Origin of the sequence: Streptococcus infantis, assembly GCF_019929665.1 — a bacterium.
Taxonomy (GTDB): domain Bacteria; phylum Bacillota; class Bacilli; order Lactobacillales; family Streptococcaceae; genus Streptococcus; species Streptococcus infantis_H.
In genome coordinates this window covers 529,638-555,677 of record NZ_JAHZPZ010000001.1, presented here as the reverse complement: position 1 = coordinate 555,677, position 26,040 = coordinate 529,638, and the positions used below count along the sequence as shown (strand labels likewise).

Genomic DNA, 26,040 nt, shown 5'->3' with positions numbered 1-26,040 from the left:
TGAGTAGAAGTGATAGCTAGAAATTATCAGTTTCTATTTCCATTTACCCTGTGGGTACGTGTTTGTTTCCATTGACAAGGAGTTTGTGGGAATAGAAATGTACCCACCTTGTTTGAATCAAGTGAAGTGTAGTTGAAGGAAATCTGTTGAAAGCAATACTTCATTTTACCGAATAAGTAATAATTTAGGCAACTTCAAATCGATTAAAAAAAACTATTTTAAAGGTTAAGAGTAGACAAAAATTGTCCACTCTTTTTTGCAAACTCAATTTATCAATAAATGAAATGAGGGAATGTAAAATGAAATATTTTGAGGTTGAGTTAGAAAATCCTGATGAATTTTTAAAACTACAAACAGAAGATTTTGTGAAAGCTAATCGCTTGCTACTAAGGAAGATAATCCAGAGCGTTACAGTCTATGAAGAAAACTTCGTCATATCCTTTAAATCTGGCATCGAATTGGAAGTATGAGTCTCATTCCATAACTTTTATATTGAACATATCATCTTGTTGTGTTATACTATAAATTGATATAAACAAAGATGTAGGAGGAACCGAAACTATGACAGCCTCAATGCGTTTAAGATAAGCTGGCAATAAAAAAAGCAGAATCTATACCCGATGATAGGCTTTTTTGTTGTGCTTATTTATACGATATTGAGCATTCATTAGTTACGGTGAGGATATTGGTTATTTAACTATACCTTTATTTAACTATGTCTTTAATATGAATGTTTCCAAATTGTATGTATGCAGACCAAAAGCCACATTGTGGGGTTTGGCCTGCATTTTTTATTGCCTAGAATGCTATTCAAAATAGAAATTCAAGCAAAATAATATGCAGGAGATAATATAAATGGAAAAATACAACAATTGGAAACGAAAATTTTATGCAATATGGGCAGGGCAAGCAGTATCATTAATCACTAGTGCCATCCTGCAAATGGCGATTATTTTTTACCTTACAGAAAAAACAGGATCTGCGATGGTCTTGTCTATGGCTTCATTAGTAGGTTTTTTACCCTATGCGATTTTGGGACCTGCCATTGGTGTGCTAGTGGATCGTCATGATAGGAAGAAGATAATGATTGGTGCCGATTTAATTATCGCAGCAGCTGGTGCAGTGCTTGCTATTGTTGCATTCTGTATGGAGCTACCTGTCTGGATGATTATGATAGTATTGTTTATCCGTAGCATTGGAACAGCTTTTCATACCCCAGCACTCAATGCGGTTACACCACTTTTAGTACCAGAAGAACAGCTAACGAAATGCGCAGGCTATAGTCAGTCTTTGCAGTCTATAAGCTATATTGTTAGTCCGGCAGTTGCAGCACTCTTATACTCCGTTTGGGATTTAAATGCTATTATTGCCATCGACGTATTGGGTGCTGTGATTGCATCTATTACGGTAGCAATTGTACGTATACCTAAGCTGGGTAATCAAGTGCAAAGTTTAGAACCAAATTTCATAAGGGAGATGAAAGAAGGAGTTGTGGTTCTGAGACAAAACAAAGGATTGTTTGCCTTATTACTCTTAGGAACACTATATACTTTTGTTTATATGCCAATCAATGCACTATTTCCTTTAATAAGCATGGAACACTTTAATGGAACGCCTGTGCATATTTCTATTACGGAAATTTCCTTTGCATTTGGGATGCTAGCAGGAGGCTTATTATTAGGAAGATTAGGGGGCTTCGAAAAGCATGTATTACTAATAACAAGTTCATTTTTTATAATGGGGACCAGTTTAGCCGTTTCGGGAATACTTCCTCCAAATGGATTTGTAATATTCGTAGTTTGCTGTGCAATAATGGGGCTTTCGGTGCCATTTTATAGCGGTGTGCAAACAGCTCTTTTTCAGGAGAAAATTAAGCCTGAATATTTAGGACGTGTATTTTCTTTGATCGGAAGTATCATGTCACTTGCTATGCCAATTGGGTTAATTCTTTCTGGATTCTTTGCTGATAAAATCGGTGTAAATCATTGGTTTTTACTATCAGGTATTTTAATTATTGGCATTGCTATAGTTTGCCAAATGATAACTGAGGTTAGAAAATTAGATTTAAAATAAACAATATTGGAGGAATATTTATGTATCTTATTTTCATGTAACTCTTCCTGCTAAAATCGCAGGGTTTTCCCTGCATACAAGCAAATGAAAGCATGCGATTATAGACAGGAGGAAATGTTATGGAATTAATATTAAAAGCAAAAGACATTCGTGTGGAATTCAAAGGACGCGATGTTTTAGATATAAATGAATTAGAAGTATATGATTATGACCGTATTGGTTTAGTAGGAGCAAATGGTGCTGGAAAAAGCACTTTACTCAGGGTACTTTTAGGAGAATTAACTCCCCCAGGATGTAAAATGAATCGTCTGGGTGAACTTGCCTATATTCCCCAGTTGGACGAAGTAACTCTGCAGGAGGAAAAAGATTTTGCACTTGTAGGCAAGCTAGGTGTTGAGCAATTAAATATACAGACTATGAGCGGTGGTGAAGAAACAAGGCTTAAAATAGCACAGGCCTTATCGGCACAGGTTCATGGTATTTTAGCGGATGAACCTACGAGCCATTTAGACCGTGAAGGAATTGATTTTCTAATAGGACAGCTAAAATATTTTACAGGTGCACTGTTAGTTATTAGCCATGACCGCTATTTTCTTGATGAAATAGTAGATAAAATATGGGAACTGAAAGATGGCAAAATCACTGAGTATTGGGGAAACTATTCTGATTATCTTCGTCAGAAAGAGGAAGAACGTAAGAGCCAAGCTGCAGAATACGAACAATTTATTGCGGAACGTGCCCGATTGGAAAGGGCTGCGGAGGAAAAGCGAAAACAGGCTCGTAAAATAGAACAGAAGGCAAAAGGTTCTTCAAAGAAAAAAAGTACTGAAGACGGAGGGCGTTTAGCTCATCAAAAATCAATAGGAAGTAAGGAAAAAAAGATGTATAATGCTGCTAAAACCCTAGAGCACAGGATTGCGGCCTTAGGAAAAGTAGAAGCTCCGGAAGGCATTCGCAGAATTCGTTTCAGGCAAAGTAAAGCATTGGAGCTCCATAATCCATACCCTATAGTCGGTGCAGAAATTAATAAAGTATTTGGGGATAAGGCTCTGTTTGAAAATGCATCTTTTCAAATTCCGTTAGGAGCAAAAGTGGCGTTAACTGGTGGTAATGGAATCGGAAAAACAACTTTAATCCAAATGATCTTAAACCATGAAGAAGGAATTTCTATTTCGCCTAAGGCAAAAATAGGTTACTTTGCACAGAATGGTTACAAGTACAACAGTAATCAGAATGTTATGGAGTTTATGCAGAAGGATTGTGACTACAATATATCAGAAATTCGTTCAGTGCTAGCATCTATGGGGTTCAAACAGAACGATATTGGAAAAAGTTTATCTGTTTTAAGCGGTGGAGAAATTATAAAATTGTTGCTTGCTAAAATGCTCATGGGTAGATATAACATCCTAATAATGGATGAACCCAGTAACTTCCTTGACATACCAAGTTTAGAGGCTTTGGAAATACTAATGAAGGAGTACACCGGAACTATCGTGTTTATCACCCACGATAAACGATTACTCGAAAATGTAGCAGATGTAGTTTATGAAATTAGAGATAAGAAAATAAATCTGAAACATTAAATTTAAGGTAGTCGCTGGTCAGTATAGTCTGTTCTGGTTGGCGACTCCATTGTTAAAGAGTATAAAGACTTTAGATTTTATGAATATTAAAAATAGGAACAGTCAATTGAACTGCTCCTATTTTTCTGCTAAATATATTGTAGTTTTCTTATATGTATAATGATAGATTAGCGGATTCTCATCTACGGTACTTACTTCAAATATGAAGAAGTGATCGCGGTTATCTCTGGACTTTTCCTTATTGAGGACAAAGTAATTCTTACGTGAAGTCGCCATTGTTTTTAGGATATCATCAGTTAGGAAGGTCAATGGAATATTCATGTTAGAGTAGCGGTAGAAGTCACGTTCAAAATCTTGGTAGCTCTCGCTATAATAGTCCATTTGTAGGTGATTACGCTGAAACTCAAGCTGATTCATAGAGCACCTCCTCGACAAGTTCAATACTAATAATGTCTTTTAATTTCAAATTGATGTGACCTGTTGTAGTTTTTATCAAAATGAAATCTTTGGTCAGACTTGGTATTGTTCCAGTGTAGGAAACACGCTTGTTTTTTTCAATCACTTGAATGCGTGTGCGTAGCTGCCCGGCGTATACTTGACTGAGGAGTAATAATTTCTTCTCTAGTGATAAGTCAGACATGTACGTTACTTTGTTTGTATCATCAGAGAGTGCTGATGCATGTTCAGATAGGAAAAAGCCCATCCATTTTTGCATCTTTGTATCCTGGTACTCTCTTGCTGATTGAAATGGTAAATATGAACGGTCAATCATATCAAATCCTTTCTATGCAGAGGCAAGGGTATTTTTATCAAATTGAATCGTAAAACCTTGAATTCCCCCACCTGTGTAACATTCTTTAAAGCGATTGATTACCTCAGTATAGATTATCACAGATGAGCTTGTTGGCTTAATGCTAAATGTAAATTCCAATGGTAATCGGTTTTCAGATTTAGCATGTACTAGTCGTATCGATATTTCAGTTGTTTTGAGTTTTCTCTGACGAAGTTTTGAAGTTGCTGTTTCAACGATTCCATGTAAAAATCTTTCAAGCATTTCAATATCATTACATCCTTTGCTACGGATTTCTGAAAATTGTACTGTATTTTTTTCTTGTTTCATTTTAATCCCTCCAATCCACCCGCGGAATGACCACCGATAAGTTTACTGCGTTCAATATTTCTGGAACCTTCAGTTAGGACGGTTCCTTTTTGTATGGCTAAAAAACCAAACTGTTCTCTGACAACATCAATAGCTGTCTGAAGTCTATTATCTTTTTCAATTTGTTCTACATCATCAAAGAGTGATAGTAGAGTATAGCTTTCATCTACGAAGCCACTATAAGATACACCAATTTGTCTCACTGCACCAGAGGTGTATTTTTTCGGAATAATACAAGTACATGACTCACCATTGTTTTGGGGAGATTTGCGGGTTCAATTTTATTCTGAGCATTTATAGATTTTTTCATCTCAGTCCTAGAATAGCCAATATGAATAGAAACGACAGTAGTCAATACTAGGGCTACTGTTCCGTTCCACAGTATCATTTAAAAATCATTTTCACACCCTTTCGTCTATTAGTATAGAAGAAAGCTCTCAGCACACGCGTTGAGTGTGTTGCTCTGCTCGTTAAAGCGTAAAAACCTTGTAACGAAAGGGGTTAAGAAAAGCCTTGTAGGTAAGGCTTTTTCTTATGTGCTGGGGAAGTATCAGAGTGAGAATACAAGTTGAGTATCTTGATGTGATAGCCTGATAGGCTGTCAATCTATTTCCATAAACCCTAGGGGGTACGGAGTTGTTACCATAGACTAAGCGTTAACAGGAATAAACGTATCCCCTATTAATGAAACTCAAGCAAAGTTTGATCCAGGGAGATAAATAGAAGTTAGATGATACAATTTAATTCAATAAAATCGTTGAAATTTTAAACTTTCAAGGATTTTATTTAGGGAGTAGATAGATTTCAAAAATGTCATCGTTCAAAAAATGTAAACGTTAAAATGCTATTAAATCGTTAGATAGTTCGGATATACTTAGAGTTTAAATGTTAGCGTTTTCGTGATATAATATCATAAGAAAAATTATTGGAGAAACTGAATGAGAAACGATATTCAACCGGCTTTACAAACAATAAAATCTTATTTTGAAAAATCAGAATTTTATATTCCTACCTATCAGAGACCCTATGCTTGGCAAGTATCACAATGTGAACAACTCATTGAAGATATTAATCTTCATATGGAAAATTTCGATGATAGTTCCCAAGACAATTATTTCTTTGGAGCTGTTCTCATTGCTCAAGAATCTGGAGAAGAGCATGAAGTAACCTTGATTGATGGCCAGCAAAGAACAACGACATTTATGTTACTTCTTAAGGCAATCTTATTGAAGATTGATAAGGAGCTTGAACTTCAACCGACTCTAGATACTGATGCACGCAGATTAGTGAAACGTCTTAATGGTCTTAAAGAGCAGATTGTAACAATGCTTTTCAATGTTTCTGATGACGAAAAAGATGATTTCGTTGATGGACTATATTATCCTAGCGATGATAGAATAAAGTATCTAAATCATTCGATTTCAGAAAAATATGCTAGTGAGATGACTACTATCTTGCTAGGTAAAGATTTTATATCTATTAAAGATAGAGTTCATCAAATCTATCGTCGCCAGAAAGACAACCGCTATACTAACTTCTATAAAAACTTTAGATATTTTTACAATATGTGTAACGAATTGAACGTTTTTACTCTTATCAATTTTGCTAACCACTTTATTGATAATTGCCAAGTGATTACTATTACAAGTTATAATACTGATCAGGCAATAAATATTTTCAATTCTTTAAATGGGACTGGTGTTCCATTGACCCCAATTGAAGTAATTGTATCTAAGACCACCGCAAACGCATCAGATAGGAAAAACTTCGAAAAAAATTGGCAAGAGATTGTACAACGTACAGATTCATCTAGATTAGACTTAAATGCGTTAATTACTCACTATATTTTCGTAAAACTCTCAGAACAAAACGGAGCTGATAGAAGAAATCCTGGTATAAGAGCCTTTTTCTCAAAAAATAAGCATCTATTAAATGAAGATATTCTGTTTACTTCTGAACTAAATACAATCATAAACAATTTTGAACGAGTATCTGATACTATCAATGGTCAATTGATAAACAAATTAAACGGTAATTTACGACCTTTTGTTAGTAGTTATTTATTTTTCAGACAAGACAACACATATCTGGAATATTTACTTAGACTTGGAGTTTTGATTGAATTATCTGAACTCTCATATAGCCATAAACTTTTTAAAGGCTTCCTAGAAGAAATTAATCTGATGTACAGTCAAGTCGATTCAATTTCAATCGACGAACTTATTTCAAAAATAAAGAACCATATTCATACTAATTTTGTTTATGAAGATGTTAAACAAACTTTGACTGAAAGTGGTGTTTCAAATTCTATTCTTTATGTAAATGAATTCCTATTTTCATTGGAAAAAGGTATGGAATTTAATTTAGATGGAAATATTGATATTGAACACATTATGCCGCAAAGTGGTTTGAATAGAGAAAATATTATGTCAGATGCTGGACTAGAAAGCCAGGAAGAATTTAGAGATTATGCTGAGAAACTTGGTAATAAAATTCTCCTTGAATCCGAAATTAATCGTGGAATTGGAGATGCTTGGTTTAGAACAAAAAGAGAGAATACAATCACAAGTGGTCATGGATATATAGGTAGTAAGTTCCCAATAGCTAAATCTCTTGTTAATTATGTAAATGACACTTGGACTAAAACTGACATTGAAGTGGCAACAGAAAAAGCTGCTAAACGAATTGCTGATTTTATTTTTGAATAAACTAGAACGATAGAATTAAGAGGTAGGTTATAATTATGTCATCAAATCAAGTTACTATAGAAATTCCATTAAATATTCAGAAAGGATTAGACTCTGGAATTTATAAAAGCTTACATGCAGTTCAGAATTTCTTATTTATAAACTAGAGTACAAAACCGATTACTGAAGAGTATTTAGAAAGTTTGGTATTACTATAGTTATTATTTATTTCCACATTAAAATTCTAAAATTACTTTTTCTTACCTTGTCCATCAGTATATAAGAACTCTATCACCACATGTTGAGACGGTATCACTGCTTGTACGAGCTGAAGCATCAGAGAAGTAGAAGCAGACGATCTGCCCATGGGATAGCTGTCGTAGAGTAAGGAGTTTACGACGAAACGATACGGCAACAGAGAACCGTTGAGTGTGTAGCTTTGCTCGTAAAAGCCTAGAAAGCTTGGTGTGAATCAATAATGAAAAGCCTTGATTGTAAGGCTTTTTTTGTGTTTTTGTGATAGAATATAGGTAGTTATAATCGAGAGCAACTAAGAAGCAGTAAAAAATTATTAAACATAGAATATCAGGATTAGGAAGATAAAATGACAGAAATTGACAAAAAGAATTTAAAAAATTATCTTTATTGTACATTTGGTATTACTTATATAGCTTGGGGGATTCTTTCCATCTTTACGCAATCTCATATTTTAGGATTAGAAACATTTATAGGGAGAATGTTACATATAGTAGGTGCACTTGGTCCGGCTATTGCAAGTGGCTTTTATTTGAAAAGGAATAATATAAAATTTAAACATTTTGTATTTAATAAAAGAAAAAATAGTAGTATTTATTTCATTATTCATTTGTTAGCAATTTTGATACTATTTTCTGTATCTTCCTTAGAATTAAATGAAGTATCAATTTATCTGATGCCATTATTCTTTATACAACTAATTTTTTTTGGTGGTGGACATGAAGAATTAGGATGGAGAGGAATATTACAGCCGTTACTTGATAAAAAATATACTTATTGGCAATCTAATTTGATTGTAGGATCAATTTGGGGAATATGGCATCTGCCTTTATGGTTTATAGTTGGAGAAAGTCATCAAGGATTTCCTTTTATTCTATTTTTTATATATACATTATTTTTAAGTTTTGTTTTAGGGCTTCTTTACCGTCAAACGAAATCTGTGGGATACTGTATATTATTTCATGCGTTCGCAAATTTGTTAAATCTCTATTTTGTGTTAAAAATTAATGTTATTTTTATTATCATTTTTATTGCTTATTTAATTTATACAATATTGGCGAGTAATAGAATTAGTAAGGAAAAGCAGGTGGAAAAATTGTAAAAGAGCCACAGGGACTTTTCTGGGGTGGATATTACGAATATTTTTCAGATTTAGATGGATATTATTGGGAGGTTTCTTGGGGGACTTAATTTTCAATTTGATGAAAATGGACTATTGAAATTTTAGTAATTAAGGGAGATAGCAAAAATGGCTTCAAGTAAAGAATATTTAGATTTCATTTTAGAACAATTGTCCGAGTTAGAAGAAATATCATATAGAGCGATGATGGGTGAGTATATAATTTATTATCGAGGAAAAATCATGGGTGGAATTTATGATGATAGATTTTTAGTGAAGCCTGTCAAATCTGCAATAGCGTATATGCCGAATGGAGAATACGAATCGCCGTATGAAGGTGCAAAGGAAATGCTATTGGTAGATGATGTTGACAACAAAGAATATTTGACCGGCTTATTTAATTCAATGTATGATGAGTTACCTGCACCAAAACCAAAGAAAAAGAAATAATAAAATCTCAGTTTGTCTAGGTAATACCATTTAACGATAACCTTATGCTATCATTAAAAAGTTTATAGAACAGACAAGACTACCTGGCATAATTAGTGTTCACTCGTTTCATGCTGAGACCGTACCACTGCTTGTCCGATCTGAGACATCGAAAAGTAGAAGGGGATGGTATTGGTATCAATCAATGAGTAACAAAGTAACAGCATGATTCGAAACATTTGCCTGTAATTTGCGGAGGAACATCAATATGGATGGAATAACAAAAGATTCTATAAAAACGGCTAAACTAATGAAACAATTATGGCCCCAATTGACCGATAAAGAAGCTATTGATGAAGTGAAAAAATATACGAATGGCAAAAATACTGCAATCTTTACTGAAGTTGAAGGTGACACAATTGTAGGTCTAGCACTATGTTCACTCAGATTTGATTATGTTGAAGGTTGTAAATATAGTCCTGTTGGATTCTTAGAAGGGATTATTGTCGACGAGGAATATCGTTTAAAGGATATTGCTAAAAATCTCTGTACAAAATGTGAGGAATGGGTGAAAAATAAAGGATGCAAGGAATTTGCAAGTGACTGTACTTTAACGAATACGGATTCTATAAGATTTCATCTCAATATTGGATTTCAGGAGGCAAATAGAATTATTCATTTTAAGAAAAAATTATAATTTCAGAACGTGGTCAAAATTTATGTATCTTTAGAAAGTGTGAAAGATTGGACGAAAAAATTTTTTTGATGGGTGGAAATCCGCCGATAAAGAACCATACGATTGTTAATAAAATTGTGTCATCAAGGAAGATCGAAAGAATTGTCATTTTTACAGTTTTTCGAGACAATTGGAAACCGTATATGAAAAAGTACACGGAAGTTATCCAAAGCCATTTTCCTAACTTAAACACTGATTACTTATTCTTGGACACTGAACAGATTGATTTTGATAGCTATCTAGATGCTGATCTAATTATTATCGGTGGTGGAAATACGGAAAAGTATTTAGCTACTTACGTCAATCAGCAGTTCAAAAATTATATCGATCATATGCTGAATAAAGGTGCGAAAGTTATGGGATTTTCTGCAGGAGCCCTATTATTAGGAGAAAAGGTCTATGTCTCACCTAATGATAATTCAGATCATCAGATAAAGATAAAAAATGGATTAGGAGTCTTTAGTCAGTTTTTAATTAGTGTCCATTATGATTCATGGAATGATAAAGCTAATAAGGATAGAGCTGAAGAACTTGTTGATGTTCCCATAATTCCACTAAATGATCATTCATGTCTTGTATTGGATAAACTTGGAAATATCATAGAGAAAATTGACTAGTTTACATTATCTAAATCTTGATTTAGGTAACTAAAGTGTAAACTAACATTTATATGAAAGGCTTAAAGTAAACATGAGTCTCTTATTTGAAGAATTTAAAACCATTTGTTTCCATTTAAATCGAGTCGGAATTACACCGACACTGATGGGTTCTTTGGGATTGGAGTTTAGAACGAAAGAAAATTGGGGGTCGTCTGACATTGACATTCATGTACCTGGTGACCCTAGAGGTTGGGAAGCACCTGACCATCTCAGAATTTATGACTGGGACAAGATAATGAAAGTGATGAAAGACTTAGGCTACGTCTTAATAGATATTCATGAGCATGAATTCCAAAAGGATAGAGAGAGTGTTGAATTTGGAAGTATCGATTCCTTACTCGATTTTGCAGGAGTTTCGGAATCGGATATAGAGCTTATTCACATTGAAGGCATCACTTTTCGTCTTCCAAGTCTGGAGCAGTATCTAAGTATCTACAAAGCTTCTTCTCAAGACTCCTATCGAAATGAACAAAATAACAATAAGGATTTTAAAAAGATCGAGTGGCTGGAAAAACATTTGTAAATTATCATATGAAAAGTAGTAAGTTGTAAGACTGGTTGCTATGTTATTTTTATTGGTTATTTAATTTATACTATATTGGCGAGTAAGAGAATTAGTAAGGAAAAACATTTTAAATTTTAGAAAAGGAAGTATTATCATGGGAATATTCGATGATTTTGAGTACAAAGAGAACTACCAAAATGAAGAAAAAGTAATTGAAGTACTTAAAAAGATTTTAAGAGCAATTCATCTAAATAATTATAGAGATATTATGGATTGTGTTGATGGTTCAGAAGTTGATGATGTAAGAGAGTTGCTTGAATATATTGACGATTCATTACAATTAAATGATTTTGATAAAATTGATGAATATGGTGTAGAATGTAATTTCCATCCGACTTATGAGTATTCTCAACTACAAGTTTATGAATTTAATGATCAAACAGGATTTGCTGTTGAATATCAGATGACCTCCGATTCTGAATTAGTAGATTTAACCCTACAATTAGAATTTTTATACCAAGAGGATGATTACAAAATAACTTCTATAGATGTAGATCCTGGATAAACTTTAGTTAAATAACTTCGTTATGAAATATATGTGTATACTAAGGATAGATAATTAGGTTGTAAGTCGCTTAAATCTCGGTTGGTTTTTCAAATATTGGAAGGATTAATGATGTATCTATTAGAATTGTACCAAAACAATTATTCAAAGGATTTAGTCATATTTGAGACTTTAGAAGAAGGGAAAGAATTTGTAGCCAAAATACCTGGATATACTTTAGAAAAAGAAGATAGTTTTGAAGTGGAGTATTTTAATCCAAAAAATCTTCCGGATTATATGGAGATTATCTTCAACGGAAATATTGTCCCTTTATCTAGATTATCGTTTAATTCTGAGGAAAATGTGGACATTATTTGGAAAGAAATTTCGAATCTATCCCTTAAAAACGATAAAATGATCGAAGGAGCTACAAAAGTAGATGCTTATGTCGTGAATAACGATGAAGTGAAAGCCTATGTCGAAGCCAGAGAATCTAACTTCCGCAAGGCAAAAGCTTTCTTAGAAAACAAAGGATATGAAGTTGACAGAAGCTTTTTCGGAAGTGAAGACGGCGAAGCAATTCTCTACAGAAAGAAAGACGCCAAAGATTGGCACTTTTTATGTCACTTAGATCCAATATTTGTAGAGTTTGAAGATGTAGAGGGATATGTGGAAGAAGCGATAGAAGAAATGCAATAGTCAAATTAAATTCCTCGTGAGTGAGTAGCTTTGCTGGTAAAAGAGTAAAAACCTTGTATCGAAGAAAATCTTTTTCGTCTTAATGTAGATTGGTGAGTTTAAACATAATTTCTAGCAAGCTGTAGGGTTGGAGAAATAAGATGATTTGGGATAAAGAATATTTTTCAAAATTTGAATTTATTATCTATTGTGGATGTTAAATTATTGGTTATTTTAAGTGTAATTTGATGACCTCTGAACTGTCTTACCAAGAATCTAGTAATCGTGGAATAATCTCCTTTGAACATAGTCAAAAACTGTCAGAAAAAGCTCTGTCAAAACTCACGCTCTATACGCATCTTATTGATTTTGAACAATATAGAACGGGGAACAATTCAAATAAGAAGGATAAAATTATTGGTTATAGAGATGTATTTTCGATAACTTTTAAGGGCTATAGCCAAGATGGAAAACCCTTGCTGATTTATAAGATGGAATATGTATACAAGGATTGGTACAAAAGACCGGTTGATAAACTATACAATTTTATCAGTAATACCTATTTTTCAGACTTCCAAAATAATAGTTGTTTTATTGCTCAAGGTTTGATGGCTGGTGTACTTCCATTTTAGGTATAATAGAAAGGTTTAATAAATAGTGAAATCAAAAAAATTATTACTCATAAACGGAATTAGTGCCATCATTGGATTTTATGTGATTGTTTATGCCTCTTCTGATAAAGATGGGGGAAAAATTTTCTATTTAATCTCTCGGTTTGTTGAAGTTCCTGATTTGAGAAATATGGTCTATTTCACCTGTTTTATATTGCTAATTTTGGCTTTTCTGGCATTTTTTCTCCATGATGAGAACTCAAAAGTCAATAATAAAACCTATCAGTTTTTGTTTACTGCATCCATTCTAGGATTTATTCCCTTTTTTTCCTACTTTTCTAGTATATTAGCTTTAGTTTCAGGAGTTTTGTACTTGACAGACTATGTGACTTTATCTAAGAAAGATGTGTAGGAGTTAAACCATTGTAGCTTTAATCTTTTTAATGAGTTATTGAATGTGATCCTGAAAGCTTATAGATGGAGTTTCAATAGCACAAATGATATAGTCAGTTACTAGAAATTTTGCCATATCTTTAAAGAGAATGATATATGAATAAAATGATGGTGATTATTAATCCAACATCTGGTAGTGAAAAAAACTTGGATTATGATGTGAGCATTTCACCCTCAGAGGTGTTTGCCTATGCTAAAGAACAGGAATACCAAGCGGTCAAAATTTATCTGGAAGAAACTTAAGAAAAGGTAGTAATATGTTTAATTTTTTTAAGAAAGCAACACACAAAAAACTTGAAATCAATCTCCACAACAATTCAATGATTATTAACGGAACCAGTTTAACTTTTCCTATGTCCTTGAAAGATATTGAAGCTGTATTGGGGAAGCCTGATCAGGTTGTCAAAAGAGATAATAAGTTTATTAAATACATTTATGACAATATTGGTATTGTATTTGAACATTCATTTTCGATTAAAAATCATTTAAAAAAATCTAAAACATACATTGATGAGGAACATTTGATTTCTACTGTTTTCCTCTACTATGGCGATGTTGTAAAATCTATGACTGGAGAGAAAGAATTGCCAAAGCAACCATGTCAAGCTGTGGTATTATCAGATGGAAAATCTCCTTATTTCTTTTCTGATAGGCATAGAGTAGGGGATTTTAACCTTATTTTATGGACTCCTTATGGAGCAAATTTTAAAGGAATTACAGAGACAATCACAGACACACTTTCTATTTCCTATTTTCCAGAGATAAAGCGTGAACGGGAAAGTTACAAGTTAAAAGAAACTGACGAAGAACTGCTTTCCTTTGAAAATATAAATTTTAAACTAGCTATTATCCAGGTTTTAATGTATGATTTAGAGGTTTTGAAACCTGTTTTTAATATTTTTGACTTTGCAGAGGAAACCAGTGAGTTGAACATCGACACAGAAAGTATGGAGATTATTCAGCCAGCACTTGATTACATGATAAATCTTCCTATACCTAAGAAATATGCTGAACAAGTTCAAGAAATCGATATGGATGGAGGTAACGAGATTTATATGAATCTGATACCTCAGTGGGACGGTGAAGATGATAGTTTCGATCTAAATGAAGTTAGTCTTAAAGAACTGCAACAGTTTCCAAATCTGAAGAAAGCGACAATTATGACTAGTAATTTTGAACAAGTTGAGGATATTTTTAAGAGTCAAGGAATAAAAGTAGAACGACTATAAACGTCCTTTTTAACTAGATTTAATAAGTTCTCTCAAGATGGAGTGTCAAAGGATACTAGTAGCAAGCATTCTACTCTTCATGATTTTTAACATTGAAAACTTAAGAACTTTAAGAATTAATATTAAGGCAATAAAAGGCAAGAGATCAATCTATTTAAATTCAGGACATCCAATTTTTAATTTTGAGAATTTAGTTATATAATGGCATAGTATTAAAAAAGCTATATTGAAACTTAATTTTTTATAGTTAGGTTGTAAGGAGAATTATAAATGAAAAAAATTATGGTAATCATCAATCCAACCTCTGGTGGCGAAAAAGCTTTGGATTATAAGGTGAAACTTGAGAATAAAGCTAGAGACTATTTTGAAGATGTGGAAATTAAAATTACGGAGAAAGCGCAAGACGCCACAAACTTTGCAGAAGAAGCTTCTCGTGAGAGATATGATGCTGTTCTTGTTTTTGGTGGAGATGGGACTGTCAATGAAGTAATCTCTGGTATCGCGGAAAAAGACTACATTCCTAAACTTGCGATTATCCCAGGAGGAACTGGGAATCTTATCACCAAACTATTAGAAATCAATCAAGATATTGATGGTGCCATTGACGAACTCGATTTTAATTCTACCAATAAGATTGATATCGGAAAATCAAATGGGCACTATTTCGGATACATTTTTAGTATTGGTTCACTACCAGAAGCCATCCATAACGTTGGGATAGAAGATAAAACAAAATTTGGTATGCTTGCCTATGCGATTAATACCATGAAGTCTGTCGTGACAGATCAAGCATTTAACATTAGAGTTGAGACAGAAAATGGAAATTACATTGGCCCAGCCAGTCATGTCTTGGTTCTCCTTACCAATTATTTCGCTGACAAAAAAATCTTTGATGAAGACAAGGATGGTTATGCAAATATTTTGATACTAAAAGATGCCTCAATCCTTACTAAATTGTCAGTTATCCCTGATTTATTAAAAGGGGATGTCGTCGTAAATGATAATATCGAGTATATAAAAGCTCGTCATATCAAAATCTCTTCTGATTCTGAATTGGAAACGGATGTTGATGGTGACAAATCTGATGACCTACCAGTAGAAATCAAGGTGCTAGGTCAGCATATCGAGGTCTATTCTCAACCGAAAGAATAAGATTTTTAAACTTTGACAAGCCTTTTTAACGATATTTTTTAATAAAGGAAAGCCTATGAAAATTAAAAAATTAGCAACTGTTACTCTTTGCTCAACACTTCTTTTGACCTTAGTAGCTTGTAGTCAAACTCAAAAGACTTCTGATAGTACTGCTGAAACTTCAGTGACTCAATCACAGTCGAATCAAGTTTCCTGGAAAGCAACTTATAGCAATTTGAACAATCAACCGAGTGTAGAAGAAGTTCGAAAAGCCTTGGCTGCACATTTGGATCAAGAAAGTGTCGATGCATTTTTCAACCTTGTCAATGATTATAACGCGACTGTCGGTTCAGTAGGCTTAACTGGGGATTTTTCTACATTTACAAAAACAGACTATGATGTTGAAAAGATAAGTAATCTATGGGCACCTAAAAAGGGTGATTTTGTCGGTACCAACTGTCGTATTAACAGTTATTGTTTATTGAAAAATTCTATTGAAATTCCTAAATTAGAGAAAGATGATTCTCTCTTGTTTGTCGATAATGATGCCATTGACAAAGGTAAGGTCTTTAATGCAGAAGACAAGGATGCTTTTGATATTTTATTCTCAAGAGTCAAGACCGAAGCAACGACAGATGTTAAGGTGCATGCTGCAAAGATGGAACAATTCCTTTCTCAATTCAAATTTAATGAAAATGCAAGAATGCTCTCTGTAGTAGTACATGATGACTTGGATGGTCAATCCCTCTTTATTGGCCATGTCGGGATACTTGTACCAAGCGAGGATGGGTATCTCTTTGTCGAAAAGTTAACCTTTGAGGAGCCTTATCAAGCCATCAAATTTGCGACCAAGGAAGATTGTTACAAATATCTAGATACAAAATACGAAAACTATACAGGAGAAGGTCTAGCTAAACCATTTATTATGGATAATGATAAGTGGGTTCAATTTTAAAGGAGTAGACATAATGGATGTATTGTTTGGACTGATAGTCTTATTCCTAATAGGAGTATGGGCTGTTTGGGTTATCAAAGGAAACCAGCAGAGACCAAGAAAAAATGAAAGGTTTATTGGTTATATCAATCGATACGATGAAGATGGAGAACCTTACCAAGCAGAGATTTGGGAAGTTAGTGAAGATGAGGAGTAGACATATGGAATTACAAGATTTTACGAAACAAGAACAAGAAATGATTAAAAAGGGATTAACTTTTTCTAAACTGAGTGATAAAGAAACTGCTGACAAAATTATCGCGTTGATCCCTCAAGAATACATTAAGCGTATTCCATTTTTTGTTAGAAAACATGCGATTACACGTACTGTCAAGAGAATTTCTCTTGAATATCCGGAATTGTACGCTGTTGCTAAACAAGAAGGGCAACTTCCAGAAAAAGAAGCTCAAGAATTACGACAAATTCTTACAGATATTTTCCAAGAAAAAATGAATAAGCATAAAATCAAGTAGGAACGCCTAAACGCTCATCTATTTGATTATATGCTTACTAATGACTAAAGCTAACACTCCATCATTCCCACATGCTATGCTGGGCTCTGACTCCATAGCTATCAATCGAACCATCTGAATTGAACTTGGATTCAATACGGTACCTTTTCCAGAGGTCGTAATCTGCTGTTTGAATGGTTAGGATAAAATTGTTATCCTTATCAGAGACATTATAATCAGCAGGATTGACTTCGAAGATATTGATTAATTTTCGTCTTTGAAAATCTTGGAGCTTGAGATTTGCTAGCTTGACATGATTGATGGAAATTTTTTCTAGTTGATTGCTATCCTTAGGTGTTCTGTAATAGGTGATGACGCAGTTTTTAAGTTGATCAGTATCTCTTCCTGTGGGAGTAAGGCTCATAAAGCCGTAGGATTGATTATCCCGCTTGACTTCTAGAAGCTGACCGTAATAGAAGTGGTCGTTTTTGGGATTGGTGATGGGACTCTCTGGACTTTTATCTTCGAAGCTAAAGCCTTGGTCTAAAAGCTCGGAAGCCTTGGTCTCCCCGATAATGATAGTGGTATCTTGAATGGTTACTGGAACAGGTTGAGCTGGAAGGCCACTCATCATCATGCAAAACATAAAAACATAACTCGTTAAAAAAGCTGTCCCGATAAAAGCGTTGGTTGATGCATAGACATGACTGTTATGAAAGTTTTTTCTTATAGCGAGTACAACAAATTTGCCAATACTTTTTAAAACCATACTAACAATTACGATAAAAAATTGTTTTTTCAAACATTCATAAATGGCTTGAGGAAAGCTATTACCATGATAGTAGAAGACAGCCAATACGAGTAGATTTACGATTAAATAGATTAGCAAGAACCAATGAATCTCTTTAAGGGCATTAGCATCAGTGATTTCTTCATAGTCAACGTGAATTCTTCCTTGAATAGCATGGCCAAGTTTATAAATCCATTTGGGAATGTCTTTGCCTTTTTTAACCGCAACTACAAGTCTAATATAGAGATAGATAGTAAAGCACAAGTATAGAAAGAAAAGAGCATAAAATCCTAAAACTATAGTGGTGAGCATGACTACTTCCCCCGTTTTTCAATTGCTAGAGAACAATTTTGTTAGCTCCATTATAGCACTTTCTAGGGAAATAGAGCTAGAAATATCAGCAGTTTCCTTAAAGATAAAAAGAGGAGAATCATTGCCATTTAAGCTTTACCGATTGTGATGATAGAAGGCTGCCCCCTTCTTCTTAATGGTTTTATTGATTGGGAATTGGACAATGAAGAGAAAGATAAGATTTGAGAGAGAACATAAAGGAGTAGAGAGCCATGGGTAGAACGGTGATTATAGGTACTTTAATTGCTTTTGCAATTTTTAATCTGCTACTCGGTCTGGGTTTTTATCTCTTTCTAAAAAAGAGGAAAGAGAATGGGCAGTCATTGTACGAAACTCCTGTAAATCAAGAAACTCGAACAGAAAAACTAGGTTTAGGTGAGATTTTGGTCTACCTGACACTGATTGCCATCGCAGGGATTTTTGCTTTTCAGACCTTAAATAGAGGCGGTGTAGGGAATTCTATTTTAGCCAAAATGATCCTCCTCCCTGCTATAATGGCTCTTTTCAATGCAAGAAAAAGGACTGGAAAGTCTTTACTTGCCCTCCTTATAACCTTCCTAGTCTTTCTAGTAGGAGTTATGTTTAATCTCACGATTGGTTTGCCACCTCAAACACCAATTTTGCAAATTAATGAAAGTAAAATCACATTAGCAGAAACCAAAGCAAGTGATCTGATGGAAGCTGGATTTGATATCTATGTAAGACAAGGTGATGGTGCTAGCGACTACGAAGACCTCCTGACAGATGGCAATTTCCAAAAGTATTCAGGAGATAAACCAGTCATTATCGAAAAAGGCTTCAGACTTGATAGCAATGCTGTTCCCTACGCTCCCTATCTCTTTGCAAAAGATGGCATAGTACTGGGCAGTATTTCCTTTTACGGGGCAGAAGATAAGGACGTGGTTTTAGAAGATTCTAAGGTTATTCAAATTCGATTTAATAAGGACAGTATTGAAGAAGCAAAGAAACATTCTATCGCTTTCAAGTTAGATGAACTCGACTTGACTAGTCGACTGGACCTTCCTCTTGTTAAAGAAACTTTCAAAAAGCATCTATGGTCAATCCCCCCATCAAATACAAGTGATGTCACTCAATTGTGGTATGGATTACAGTGGTCAAGTAACAGTGACTCTCTATTTTGGAATGAGTATTATAGTCTTATCCATCTAGATGAAAATTATTTGATGACTGATTTTGAACTAGCTGCCAAAGTTGCGCGTGATGAGTAAGTACGATTTTGAATAGTTGAATTTGCTTATGACTATCTATAGGAATTAATTTATTTAGTTCCTTTTTTTGTTTTTGATTTAAATGTAAAACGATTTCTATTTTGAAATTAAATAAATTTTACGAACAAAACATAAATTTTTTACAAAAAAGTACTTTACAAGCTAGTCAAAACATGTTATAGTAATGAAGCTTAGAAAATGAGATGATGTTTTCTAGCAAATATAAACCCGAGTAAAAAATGCCTACGGACAGGCAGGGTTGAATGCCGAAGCGTGGTTGAAAAGCCACATTATTGATAGGGTTAAAAGCCTACTTTTATAAGTTGATGTTAGGACACTTGTCCTAATTCGTATAGATTTGTTAGTGTGGTGAAAGCACACGTCATCTTGTGAAACGATCAATAAAGTACGTAATATTTGCTACTAGAGAGTTAGGAAACATCAGGAACAGACATACTCAAAAGAAACAAACATAAACACGTCAGTAGATTGTAGAGCAGGTGCCAACCTGCTCTTTTTTTCATAAGTATCCTTTAGAGCCTTACATAAGGTGAAAATAACTATGATAAAGGAGTATGTCTCTATAATGTTAAATCAAAACCAAGCTCCTATCTATGAGGGGCTGGTAAAGTTACGAAAAAAAAGAATTGTACCTTTCGATGTACCAGGTCATAAGCGTGGTCGTGGGAACCCGGAATTAGTGGAACTTCTGGGTGAGAAATGTGTTGGGATCGATGTCAATTCTATGAAGCCCTTGGACAATCTAGGACATCCCATTTCGATTATTAGAGAAGCGGAAGAGTTAGCGGCAGAAGCATTTGGTGCTGCTCATGCCTTTTTGATGATTGGTGGGACAACTTCATCCGTGCAGACCATGATTCTTTCTACCTGTAAATCAGGTGATAAAATCATACTTCCACGAAATGTCCATAAATCAGCAATTAATGCGCTAGTTTTATGCGGGGCTATTCCCATCTATATCGAGATGAGTGTGGATCCAAAAATTGGTATTGCTTTGGGGCTTGAAAATGAGCGTGTTGCCCAAGCAATCAAGGAACATCCGGATGCCAAGGCTATACTCATTAACAATCCAACCTATTATGGGATTTGTTCAGATCTTAAGGGTTTAACAGAGATGGCACACGCAGCGGGAATGAAAGTCTTAGTAGACGAGGCGCACGGCGCTCATCTGCACTTTACAGATAAACTTCCTCTGTCTGCTATGGACGCAGGAGCAGATATGTCAGCTGTATCCATGCATAAGTCCGGTGGCAGCTTGACTCAAAGTTCCCTTCTTTTGGTTGGCAATCAGATGAATCCTGAGTACGTACGCCAGATTATTAATCTGACACAGTCAACATCAGCATCCTACTTGCTAATGGCTAGTCTAGATGTTTCTCGTAGAAACCTAGCCCTTCGTGGTAAGGAGTCCTTTGAAAAGGTCATTGAGCTATCTGAGTACGCACGTCGTGAAATCAATGCCATCGGTGGCTACTATGCCTACTCAAAAGAACTAGTAGATGGTGTATCAGTTTGTGATTTTGATGTAACCAAGCTGTCAGTTTACACTCAGGGGATTGGTCTAACAGGGATTGAAGTTTATGATCTCTTACGAGATGAATATGACATTCAAATTGAGTTTGGTGATATAGGCAATATCTTAGCCTACATTTCGATTGGTGACCGTATCCAAGACATTGAACGCTTGGTCGGTGCTTTAGCTGATATCAAGAGACTCTACTCGCGAGATGGGAAGGACTTGATTGCTGGAGAATATATCCAACCAGAGTTGGTGCTGTCTCCTCAGGAAGCCTTCTATGCAGATAGAAGAAGCTTAACATTGGACGAGTCCGTTGGCCAGGTCTGTGGGGAATTTGTCATGTGCTATCCTCCAGGTATTCCAATCCTAGCGCCAGGTGAACGGATTACACGAGAAATTGTCGATTATATCCAATTTGCCAAAGAACGTGGTTGTTCCCTCCAAGGAACGGAAGATCCAGAGGTCAATCACATCAATGTTATTGAGAGAAAGGAGAACTAGATGGATTTATGGTTTTCTGAAGTTCATACTCCAGATGTTAAGTTAACGATGAGAACAGCAAAACAACTGTATTCTGGTCAAAGTGAATGGCAGGATATTGAAGTATTAGATACACCAGCTTTTGGGAAAGTGTTAATTTTAAATGGGCACGTTTTGTTCTCAGATGCGGATGATTTCGTCTACAATGAAATGACGGTTCACGTTCCTATGGCTGTCCATCCAAATCCAAAGAAAGTCTTGGTTATTGGGGGTGGTGACGGTGGAGTTGCCCAGGTTTTGACACTATATCCTGAATTGGAACAAATCGATATTGTAGAACCAGATGAGATGCTGGTTGAGGTTTGTCGAGAATACTTCCCTGATTTTGCTGCAGGACTTGATGACCCTCGTGTCACCATTTACTACCAAAATGGACTGAGATTTTTGAGAAACTGTGAAGATGATTATGACATCATCATCAACGATGCGACAGATCCATTTGGCCATACGGAAGGGCTCTTTACCAAGGAATTTTACGGCAATAGCTATAGAGCTTTGAAAGAAGACGGTATCATGATCTACCAGCATGGTAGTCCTTTCTTTGACGAAGATGAGTCAGCTTGCCGAAGTATGCACCGCAAGGTCAATCAAGCCTTTCCAATCAGCCGAGTTTATCAGGCACATATCCCAACTAGTCCTGCGGGCTATTGGTTGTTTGGATTTGCATCGAAAAAATATCACCCTGTCAAAGATTTTGACAAGGAAGGCTGGAAAAAACGCCAGTTATTTACGGAATATTACACTGCAAACTTACATGTGGGGGCCTTTATGTTGCCTAAGTATGTAGAAGACATTTTAGAAGAAGAGGAAGGAAAAAAATGAGTCGTTTATTAGTTATTGGATGTGGGGGAGTTGCCCAAGTTGCTATTTCAAAGATTTGCCAAGATAGCGAAACTTTTAAAGAAATTATGATTGCTAGCCGTACCAAGTCAAAATGCGATGATTTGAAGGCTAAATTAGAAGGCAAAACAAGTACTAAAATTGAAACAGCTGCTCTTGATGCTGACAAGGTAGAAGAAGTGATTGCCTTGATCGAAAGCTACAAACCAGAAGCTGTTTTGAACGTAGCTTTGCCTTATCAAGACTTGACTATTATGGATGCTTGTTTGGCAACAGGTGTCCACTATATCGATACTGCCAACTATGAGGCCGAGGATACAGAAGACTCTGAATGGCGTGCTATTTATGAGAAACGTTGCAAAGAACTTGGTTTTACAGCTTACTTTGACTACTCATGGCAGTGGGCTTATCAAGAAAAATTCAAGGAAGCAGGCTTGACCGCTCTTCTGGGTTCTGGTTTTGACCCAGGTGTAACCAGTGTCTTTTCAGCTTATGCACTCAAACATTACTTTGACGAAATCCACTATATCGATATTTTAGACTGTAATGGTGGTGACCACGGTTATCCATTTGCGACAAACTTTAACCCAGAAATCAATCTACGTGAGGTTTCTGCACCAGGTTCTTACTGGGAAGATGGAAAATGGGTAGAAGTCGAAGCCATGTCTATCAAACGTGAGTATAATTTCCCTCAAGTTGGTCAAAAAGACATGTATCTCCTCCACCATGAAGAAATCGAATCATTAGCAAAGAACATTCCAGGTGTTAAACGAATTCGCTTCTTTATGACTTTTGGTCAATCTTATTTAACTCACATGAAATGCTTGGAAAACGTTGGTCTCCTTCGTACAGATGCTATTAATTTTAACGGACAAGAAATCGTACCAATCCAATTCTTGAAAGCCTTGCTTCCAGATCCTGCCAGCCTTGGCCCACGTACTGTTGGTAAAACAAATATCGGATGTATCTTTACAGGTATCAAAGATGGCGTTGAAAAGACCATCTACATCTACAATGTTTGCGACCATCAGGAGTGCTATGCAGAGGTTGGTTCACAAGCCATTTCTTACACAACAGGTGTTCCTGCCATGATTGGGACAAAATTAGTGATGGATGGTACATGGAAACAACCAGGAGTTTATAACCTTGAAGAGTTGGATCCAGACCCATTCATGGAAGCTTTAAATAAATACGGTTTGCCATGGGTTGTGGTTGAAAATCCAGAAATGGTGGACTAATGAAATTAGAACAAGTACCAACGCCTTCTTATATCATTGACTTAGGAAAATTAGAAGAGAATTGCCGCATTCTACAAGAGGTTCAGGAAAAGGCAGGTTGTAAGGTTTTGCTAGCTCAAAAGGCTTATTCTCTCTATAAAACCTATCCTTTGATTAGCCAGTATCTATCAGGTACGACAGCTAGTGGACTCTATGAAGCGAAGTTAGCTAGAGAAGAGTTTCCGGGGGAAGTCCATGTATTTGCGCCTGCTTTCAAGGAATCAGATATGGAAGAGCTACTGCAAATATCTGATCATATTGATTTTAACTCAGAGAGACAACTTCGAAAGTATGGTCAACGTTGTCGTGAGGCTGGTATCAGTGTGGGTCTTCGCATCAATCCTCAATGTTCAACGCAGGGTGACCACGCGCTTTATGACCCCTGTGCTCCCGGCTCTCGTTTTGGAGTAACTTTGGATAAGATACCAAGTGATCTATTGGATTTGGTTGACGGACTTCATTTTCATACCCTCTGTGAGCAAGGGGCAGATGATTTACAAACGACTTTGAAAGCAGTTGAAGACCAGTTTGGTGCCTATTTGCACCAAGTTAAATGGCTCAATATGGGCGGTGGACACCACATCACAAGAGAAGATTACGATGTGGACTTACTGATTACTGAGATTAAACGTATTCGAGAAACTTATAACCTTGATGTCTATGTCGAACCAGGTGAAGCCATTGCCCTTAATGCGGGCTATCTAGCGACAGAAGTCTTGGACATTGTTGAAAATGGAATTGAGACCTTGGTGTTAGATGCTTCAGCAAGCTGCCATATGCCAGATGTTCTTGAGATGCCTTATCGTCCCCCATTGAGAGATGGTTTTGAAGCGCAAGAAAAGGCATATACCTATAGACTTTCTTCCAATACCTGTCTAACAGGCGATATCATTGGGGATTACAGCTTTGAAAAACAGATTGAAATTGGCGATCGCCTCTATTTTGAAGACATGGCTATTTACTCATTTGTCAAAAATAATACCTTTAACGGCATTGGGCTTCCAAGTTTGTATCTCATGGATAAAGAGGGTGAGTGCAGTCTAGTCAAAGCATTTGGCTATCAAGACTTTAAGGAGAGATTATCATGATGGACAGTCCCAAAAAATTAGGCTATCGTATGCCAGCCGAGTATGAACCCCATCATGGAACTCTCATGATATGGCCGACTCGACCAGGGTCTTGGCCTTTTCAAGGAAAGGCTGCAAAAAAAGCATTTAGCCAGATTATCAAAACCATTGCCCAAGGGGAAACAGTCTACCTTTTGGTTGAGGAGGACTATCTATCTGAAGCACAATCCTATCTTGGAGACAAGGTTGTTTATCTAGATATTCCGACAAATGATGCCTGGGCGCGCGATACAGGTCCGACCATTCTCCTCAATGATCAAAGGGAAAAGTTGGCGGTAGATTGGTCTTTCAATGCATGGGGTGGTGCTGTTGACGGTCTTTACCAAGACTATGAAGCAGATGACCAAGTAGCCAGTCGTTTTGCTGATGAGTTGGAAATACCTGTTTACGATGCCAAACCATTTGTACTGGAAGGTGGAGCTATTCACAGTGACGGTCAAGGAACCATTTTTGTGACTGAAAGTTGCCTTCTCAGTCCTGGTCGTAATCCTCACCTGACTAAAGAGGAGATTGAAAAGACCTTACTAGAGAGTCTTGGTGCCGAAAAAGTTATCTGGCTTCCTTATGGTATTTATCAAGACGAGACAAATGAACACGTCGACAATGTTGCAGCATTTGTTGGTCCTGCAGAGCTTGTTTTAGCTTGGACGGACGACCAAGATGATCCTCAGTATGCCATGTCTGCAGCTGATTTAGCTCTCTTAGAGAAGGAAACTGATGCAAAAGGCCGGAGTTTCACTATTCATAAACTTCCAATCCCAGCTATTCATCAAGTAGTTACAGAGGAAGATTTACCGGGCTATTCTTATGAAGAAGGCGAAGAGGAGCGTTATGCAGGGGAACGTTTAGCAGCTTCCTATGTAAATTTTTACATTGCTAATAAATCTATATTAGTGCCACAATTTCAGGATGCTAACGACCAAGTGGCCTTGAATATTCTGAGCCAGTGTTTCCCAGACCGCGATGTTGTCGGAATTCCTGCAAGAGATATTCTATTAGGTGGTGGAAATATCCACTGCATTACCCAACAAATTCCAGAATAGGAGAA

30 protein-coding genes and 1 pseudogene are annotated in these 26,040 nt (G+C 35.8%); 26 read left to right on the top strand and 5 right to left on the bottom strand.

What is annotated here, in order from left to right; translation table 11 throughout:
* Positions 1-299: 299 nt before the first annotated feature.
* The 3 genes from K1I61_RS02670 (at position 300) to msr(D) (ending at position 3,656) form a co-directional block, all read left to right on the top strand.
* Positions 300-470 (top strand): hypothetical protein, encoded by a 171-nt coding sequence (locus K1I61_RS02670; RefSeq protein ID WP_000873143.1) that lies wholly within the window; start codon positions 300-302, stop codon positions 468-470.
* 385 nt (positions 471-855) lie between these two features.
* Entirely contained in the window at positions 856-2,073 is a 1,218-nt protein-coding gene (gene mef(A) / locus K1I61_RS02665; RefSeq protein WP_000417519.1) for a macrolide efflux MFS transporter Mef(A), read from the top strand.
* A 119-nt stretch (positions 2,074-2,192) separates the two neighbouring features.
* Entirely contained in the window at positions 2,193-3,656 is a 1,464-nt protein-coding gene (gene msr(D), locus K1I61_RS02660) for an ABC-F type ribosomal protection protein Msr(D) (RefSeq protein ID WP_000420313.1), read from the top strand.
* Between the two features lie 117 nt (positions 3,657-3,773).
* On the opposite strand, the gene K1I61_RS02655 is transcribed toward msr(D), so the two are convergent.
* From K1I61_RS02655 to K1I61_RS02640, 4 genes are read right to left on the bottom strand one after another with little or no spacing between them, the layout of a single operon-like run.
* The gene (locus K1I61_RS02655; RefSeq protein ID WP_001072467.1) at positions 3,774-4,073 is read right to left on the bottom strand and encodes a DUF5960 family protein; all 300 of its coding nucleotides are present in this window, start codon (positions 4,071-4,073) and stop codon (positions 3,774-3,776) included.
* Positions 4,060-4,428 carry a hypothetical protein gene (locus K1I61_RS02650; protein WP_000567222.1) on the bottom strand — a complete coding sequence of 123 codons (369 nt, stop codon included), beginning with the start codon at positions 4,426-4,428 and terminating at the stop codon, positions 4,060-4,062. Before K1I61_RS02650 ends, K1I61_RS02655 begins: the two co-directional genes overlap by 14 nt.
* Positions 4,429-4,440: 12 nt before the next feature.
* Positions 4,441-4,776: a DinB/UmuC family translesion DNA polymerase gene (locus K1I61_RS02645; RefSeq protein ID WP_000806926.1), complete on the bottom strand. Its 336-nt coding sequence runs from the start codon at positions 4,774-4,776 to the stop codon at positions 4,441-4,443.
* On the bottom strand, positions 4,773-5,018 hold the full coding sequence (locus K1I61_RS02640) for a hypothetical protein (RefSeq protein WP_001813542.1): 246 nt from the start codon (positions 5,016-5,018) through the stop codon (positions 4,773-4,775). The genes K1I61_RS02645 and K1I61_RS02640 overlap by 4 nt, the downstream gene beginning before the upstream one ends.
* Before the next feature lie 735 nt (positions 5,019-5,753).
* Between K1I61_RS02640 and K1I61_RS02635 the strand changes: the two genes are divergently transcribed.
* The 17 genes and pseudogenes from K1I61_RS02635 (at position 5,754) to K1I61_RS02555 (ending at position 17,319) form a co-directional block, all read left to right on the top strand.
* Positions 5,754-7,523, top strand: a complete 1,770-nt coding sequence (locus K1I61_RS02635; protein WP_223333140.1) for a DUF262 domain-containing protein — start codon at positions 5,754-5,756, stop codon at positions 7,521-7,523.
* 583 nt (positions 7,524-8,106) lie between these two features.
* The gene (locus K1I61_RS02630) at positions 8,107-8,859 is read left to right on the top strand and encodes a CPBP family intramembrane glutamic endopeptidase (protein ID WP_223333139.1); all 753 of its coding nucleotides are present in this window, start codon (positions 8,107-8,109) and stop codon (positions 8,857-8,859) included.
* Positions 8,844-8,985: pseudogene (locus tag K1I61_RS02625) on the top strand (VOC family protein); the annotation flags it as partial. The gene K1I61_RS02630 and the pseudogene K1I61_RS02625, both read left to right, overlap by 16 nt.
* Positions 8,986-9,006: 21 nt before the next feature.
* The gene (locus tag K1I61_RS02620) at positions 9,007-9,327 is read left to right on the top strand and encodes a TfoX/Sxy family protein (RefSeq protein ID WP_223333136.1); all 321 of its coding nucleotides are present in this window, start codon (positions 9,007-9,009) and stop codon (positions 9,325-9,327) included.
* Positions 9,328-9,574: 247 nt separating this feature from the next.
* Positions 9,575-10,003, top strand: coding sequence for an aminoglycoside 6'-N-acetyltransferase (gene aac(6') / locus K1I61_RS02615; protein WP_223333134.1), 429 nt, complete (start codon positions 9,575-9,577; stop codon positions 10,001-10,003).
* A 47-nt stretch (positions 10,004-10,050) separates the two neighbouring features.
* On the top strand, positions 10,051-10,659 hold the full coding sequence (locus tag K1I61_RS02610; RefSeq protein ID WP_223333132.1) for a Type 1 glutamine amidotransferase-like domain-containing protein: 609 nt from the start codon (positions 10,051-10,053) through the stop codon (positions 10,657-10,659).
* 73 nt (positions 10,660-10,732) lie between these two features.
* Positions 10,733-11,224: a phosphoribosylanthranilate isomerase gene (locus tag K1I61_RS02605; RefSeq protein ID WP_223333131.1), complete on the top strand. Its 492-nt coding sequence runs from the start codon at positions 10,733-10,735 to the stop codon at positions 11,222-11,224.
* A gap of 136 nt (positions 11,225-11,360) precedes the next feature.
* Positions 11,361-11,771 carry a DUF7668 domain-containing protein gene (locus tag K1I61_RS02600; protein ID WP_223333129.1) on the top strand — a complete coding sequence of 137 codons (411 nt, stop codon included), beginning with the start codon at positions 11,361-11,363 and terminating at the stop codon, positions 11,769-11,771.
* A gap of 111 nt (positions 11,772-11,882) precedes the next feature.
* A complete protein-coding gene (locus K1I61_RS02595; RefSeq protein ID WP_223333185.1) occupies positions 11,883-12,449 on the top strand; it encodes a hypothetical protein in 567 nt (188 codons plus the stop codon).
* Positions 12,450-12,676: 227 nt separating this feature from the next.
* The gene (locus tag K1I61_RS02590; protein WP_223333128.1) at positions 12,677-13,060 is read left to right on the top strand and encodes a hypothetical protein; all 384 of its coding nucleotides are present in this window, start codon (positions 12,677-12,679) and stop codon (positions 13,058-13,060) included.
* Positions 13,061-13,085: 25 nt separating this feature from the next.
* Positions 13,086-13,451 carry a hypothetical protein gene (locus K1I61_RS02585; protein ID WP_223333127.1) on the top strand — a complete coding sequence of 122 codons (366 nt, stop codon included), beginning with the start codon at positions 13,086-13,088 and terminating at the stop codon, positions 13,449-13,451.
* Between the two features lie 146 nt (positions 13,452-13,597).
* Positions 13,598-13,735, top strand: coding sequence for a hypothetical protein (locus K1I61_RS02580; RefSeq protein WP_223333125.1), 138 nt, complete (start codon positions 13,598-13,600; stop codon positions 13,733-13,735).
* Positions 13,736-13,749: 14 nt separating this feature from the next.
* Positions 13,750-14,721, top strand: coding sequence for a DUF6892 domain-containing protein (locus tag K1I61_RS02575; RefSeq protein ID WP_223333123.1), 972 nt, complete (start codon positions 13,750-13,752; stop codon positions 14,719-14,721).
* A gap of 270 nt (positions 14,722-14,991) precedes the next feature.
* A complete protein-coding gene (locus tag K1I61_RS02570; RefSeq protein ID WP_223333120.1) occupies positions 14,992-15,873 on the top strand; it encodes a diacylglycerol/lipid kinase family protein in 882 nt (293 codons plus the stop codon).
* A 55-nt stretch (positions 15,874-15,928) separates the two neighbouring features.
* Positions 15,929-16,807 (top strand): DUF4300 family protein, encoded by an 879-nt coding sequence (locus tag K1I61_RS02565; RefSeq protein WP_223333119.1) that lies wholly within the window; start codon positions 15,929-15,931, stop codon positions 16,805-16,807.
* Between the two features lie 13 nt (positions 16,808-16,820).
* The gene (locus K1I61_RS02560; protein ID WP_195184269.1) at positions 16,821-17,003 is read left to right on the top strand and encodes a hypothetical protein; all 183 of its coding nucleotides are present in this window, start codon (positions 16,821-16,823) and stop codon (positions 17,001-17,003) included.
* A gap of 4 nt (positions 17,004-17,007) precedes the next feature.
* Positions 17,008-17,319, top strand: a complete 312-nt coding sequence (locus K1I61_RS02555; RefSeq protein ID WP_223333118.1) for a hypothetical protein — start codon at positions 17,008-17,010, stop codon at positions 17,317-17,319.
* A gap of 61 nt (positions 17,320-17,380) precedes the next feature.
* On the opposite strand, the gene K1I61_RS02550 is transcribed toward K1I61_RS02555, so the two are convergent.
* A complete protein-coding gene (locus K1I61_RS02550) occupies positions 17,381-18,400 on the bottom strand; it encodes a hypothetical protein (protein ID WP_223335799.1) in 1,020 nt (339 codons plus the stop codon).
* Positions 18,401-18,651: 251 nt separating this feature from the next.
* Here K1I61_RS02550 and K1I61_RS02545 point away from each other — a divergent pair, with 251 nt between their 5' ends.
* The 6 genes from K1I61_RS02545 to aguA all read left to right on the top strand — a co-directional run bounded on the left by K1I61_RS02545 (position 18,652) and on the right by aguA (position 26,035).
* Positions 18,652-19,668, top strand: a complete 1,017-nt coding sequence (locus tag K1I61_RS02545) for a hypothetical protein (RefSeq protein ID WP_223333116.1) — start codon at positions 18,652-18,654, stop codon at positions 19,666-19,668.
* A gap of 586 nt (positions 19,669-20,254) precedes the next feature.
* Positions 20,255-21,709, top strand: coding sequence for an aminotransferase class I/II-fold pyridoxal phosphate-dependent enzyme (locus K1I61_RS02540; RefSeq protein WP_223333113.1), 1,455 nt, complete (start codon positions 20,255-20,257; stop codon positions 21,707-21,709).
* On the top strand, positions 21,710-22,570 hold the full coding sequence (speE, locus tag K1I61_RS02535) for a polyamine aminopropyltransferase (protein WP_084857435.1): 861 nt from the start codon (positions 21,710-21,712) through the stop codon (positions 22,568-22,570).
* Positions 22,567-23,826, top strand: a complete 1,260-nt coding sequence (locus K1I61_RS02530) for a saccharopine dehydrogenase family protein (RefSeq protein ID WP_223333110.1) — start codon at positions 22,567-22,569, stop codon at positions 23,824-23,826. Before speE ends, K1I61_RS02530 begins: the two co-directional genes overlap by 4 nt.
* A complete protein-coding gene (gene nspC, locus K1I61_RS02525; protein WP_223333108.1) occupies positions 23,826-24,953 on the top strand; it encodes a carboxynorspermidine decarboxylase in 1,128 nt (375 codons plus the stop codon). Before K1I61_RS02530 ends, nspC begins: the two co-directional genes overlap by 1 nt.
* Complete coding sequence (aguA, locus tag K1I61_RS02520) at positions 24,950-26,035, top strand: agmatine deiminase (RefSeq protein WP_223333107.1); 1,086 nt, start codon at positions 24,950-24,952, stop codon at positions 26,033-26,035. The genes nspC and aguA overlap by 4 nt, the downstream gene beginning before the upstream one ends.
* The last annotated feature ends 5 nt before the right edge of the window (positions 26,036-26,040 follow it).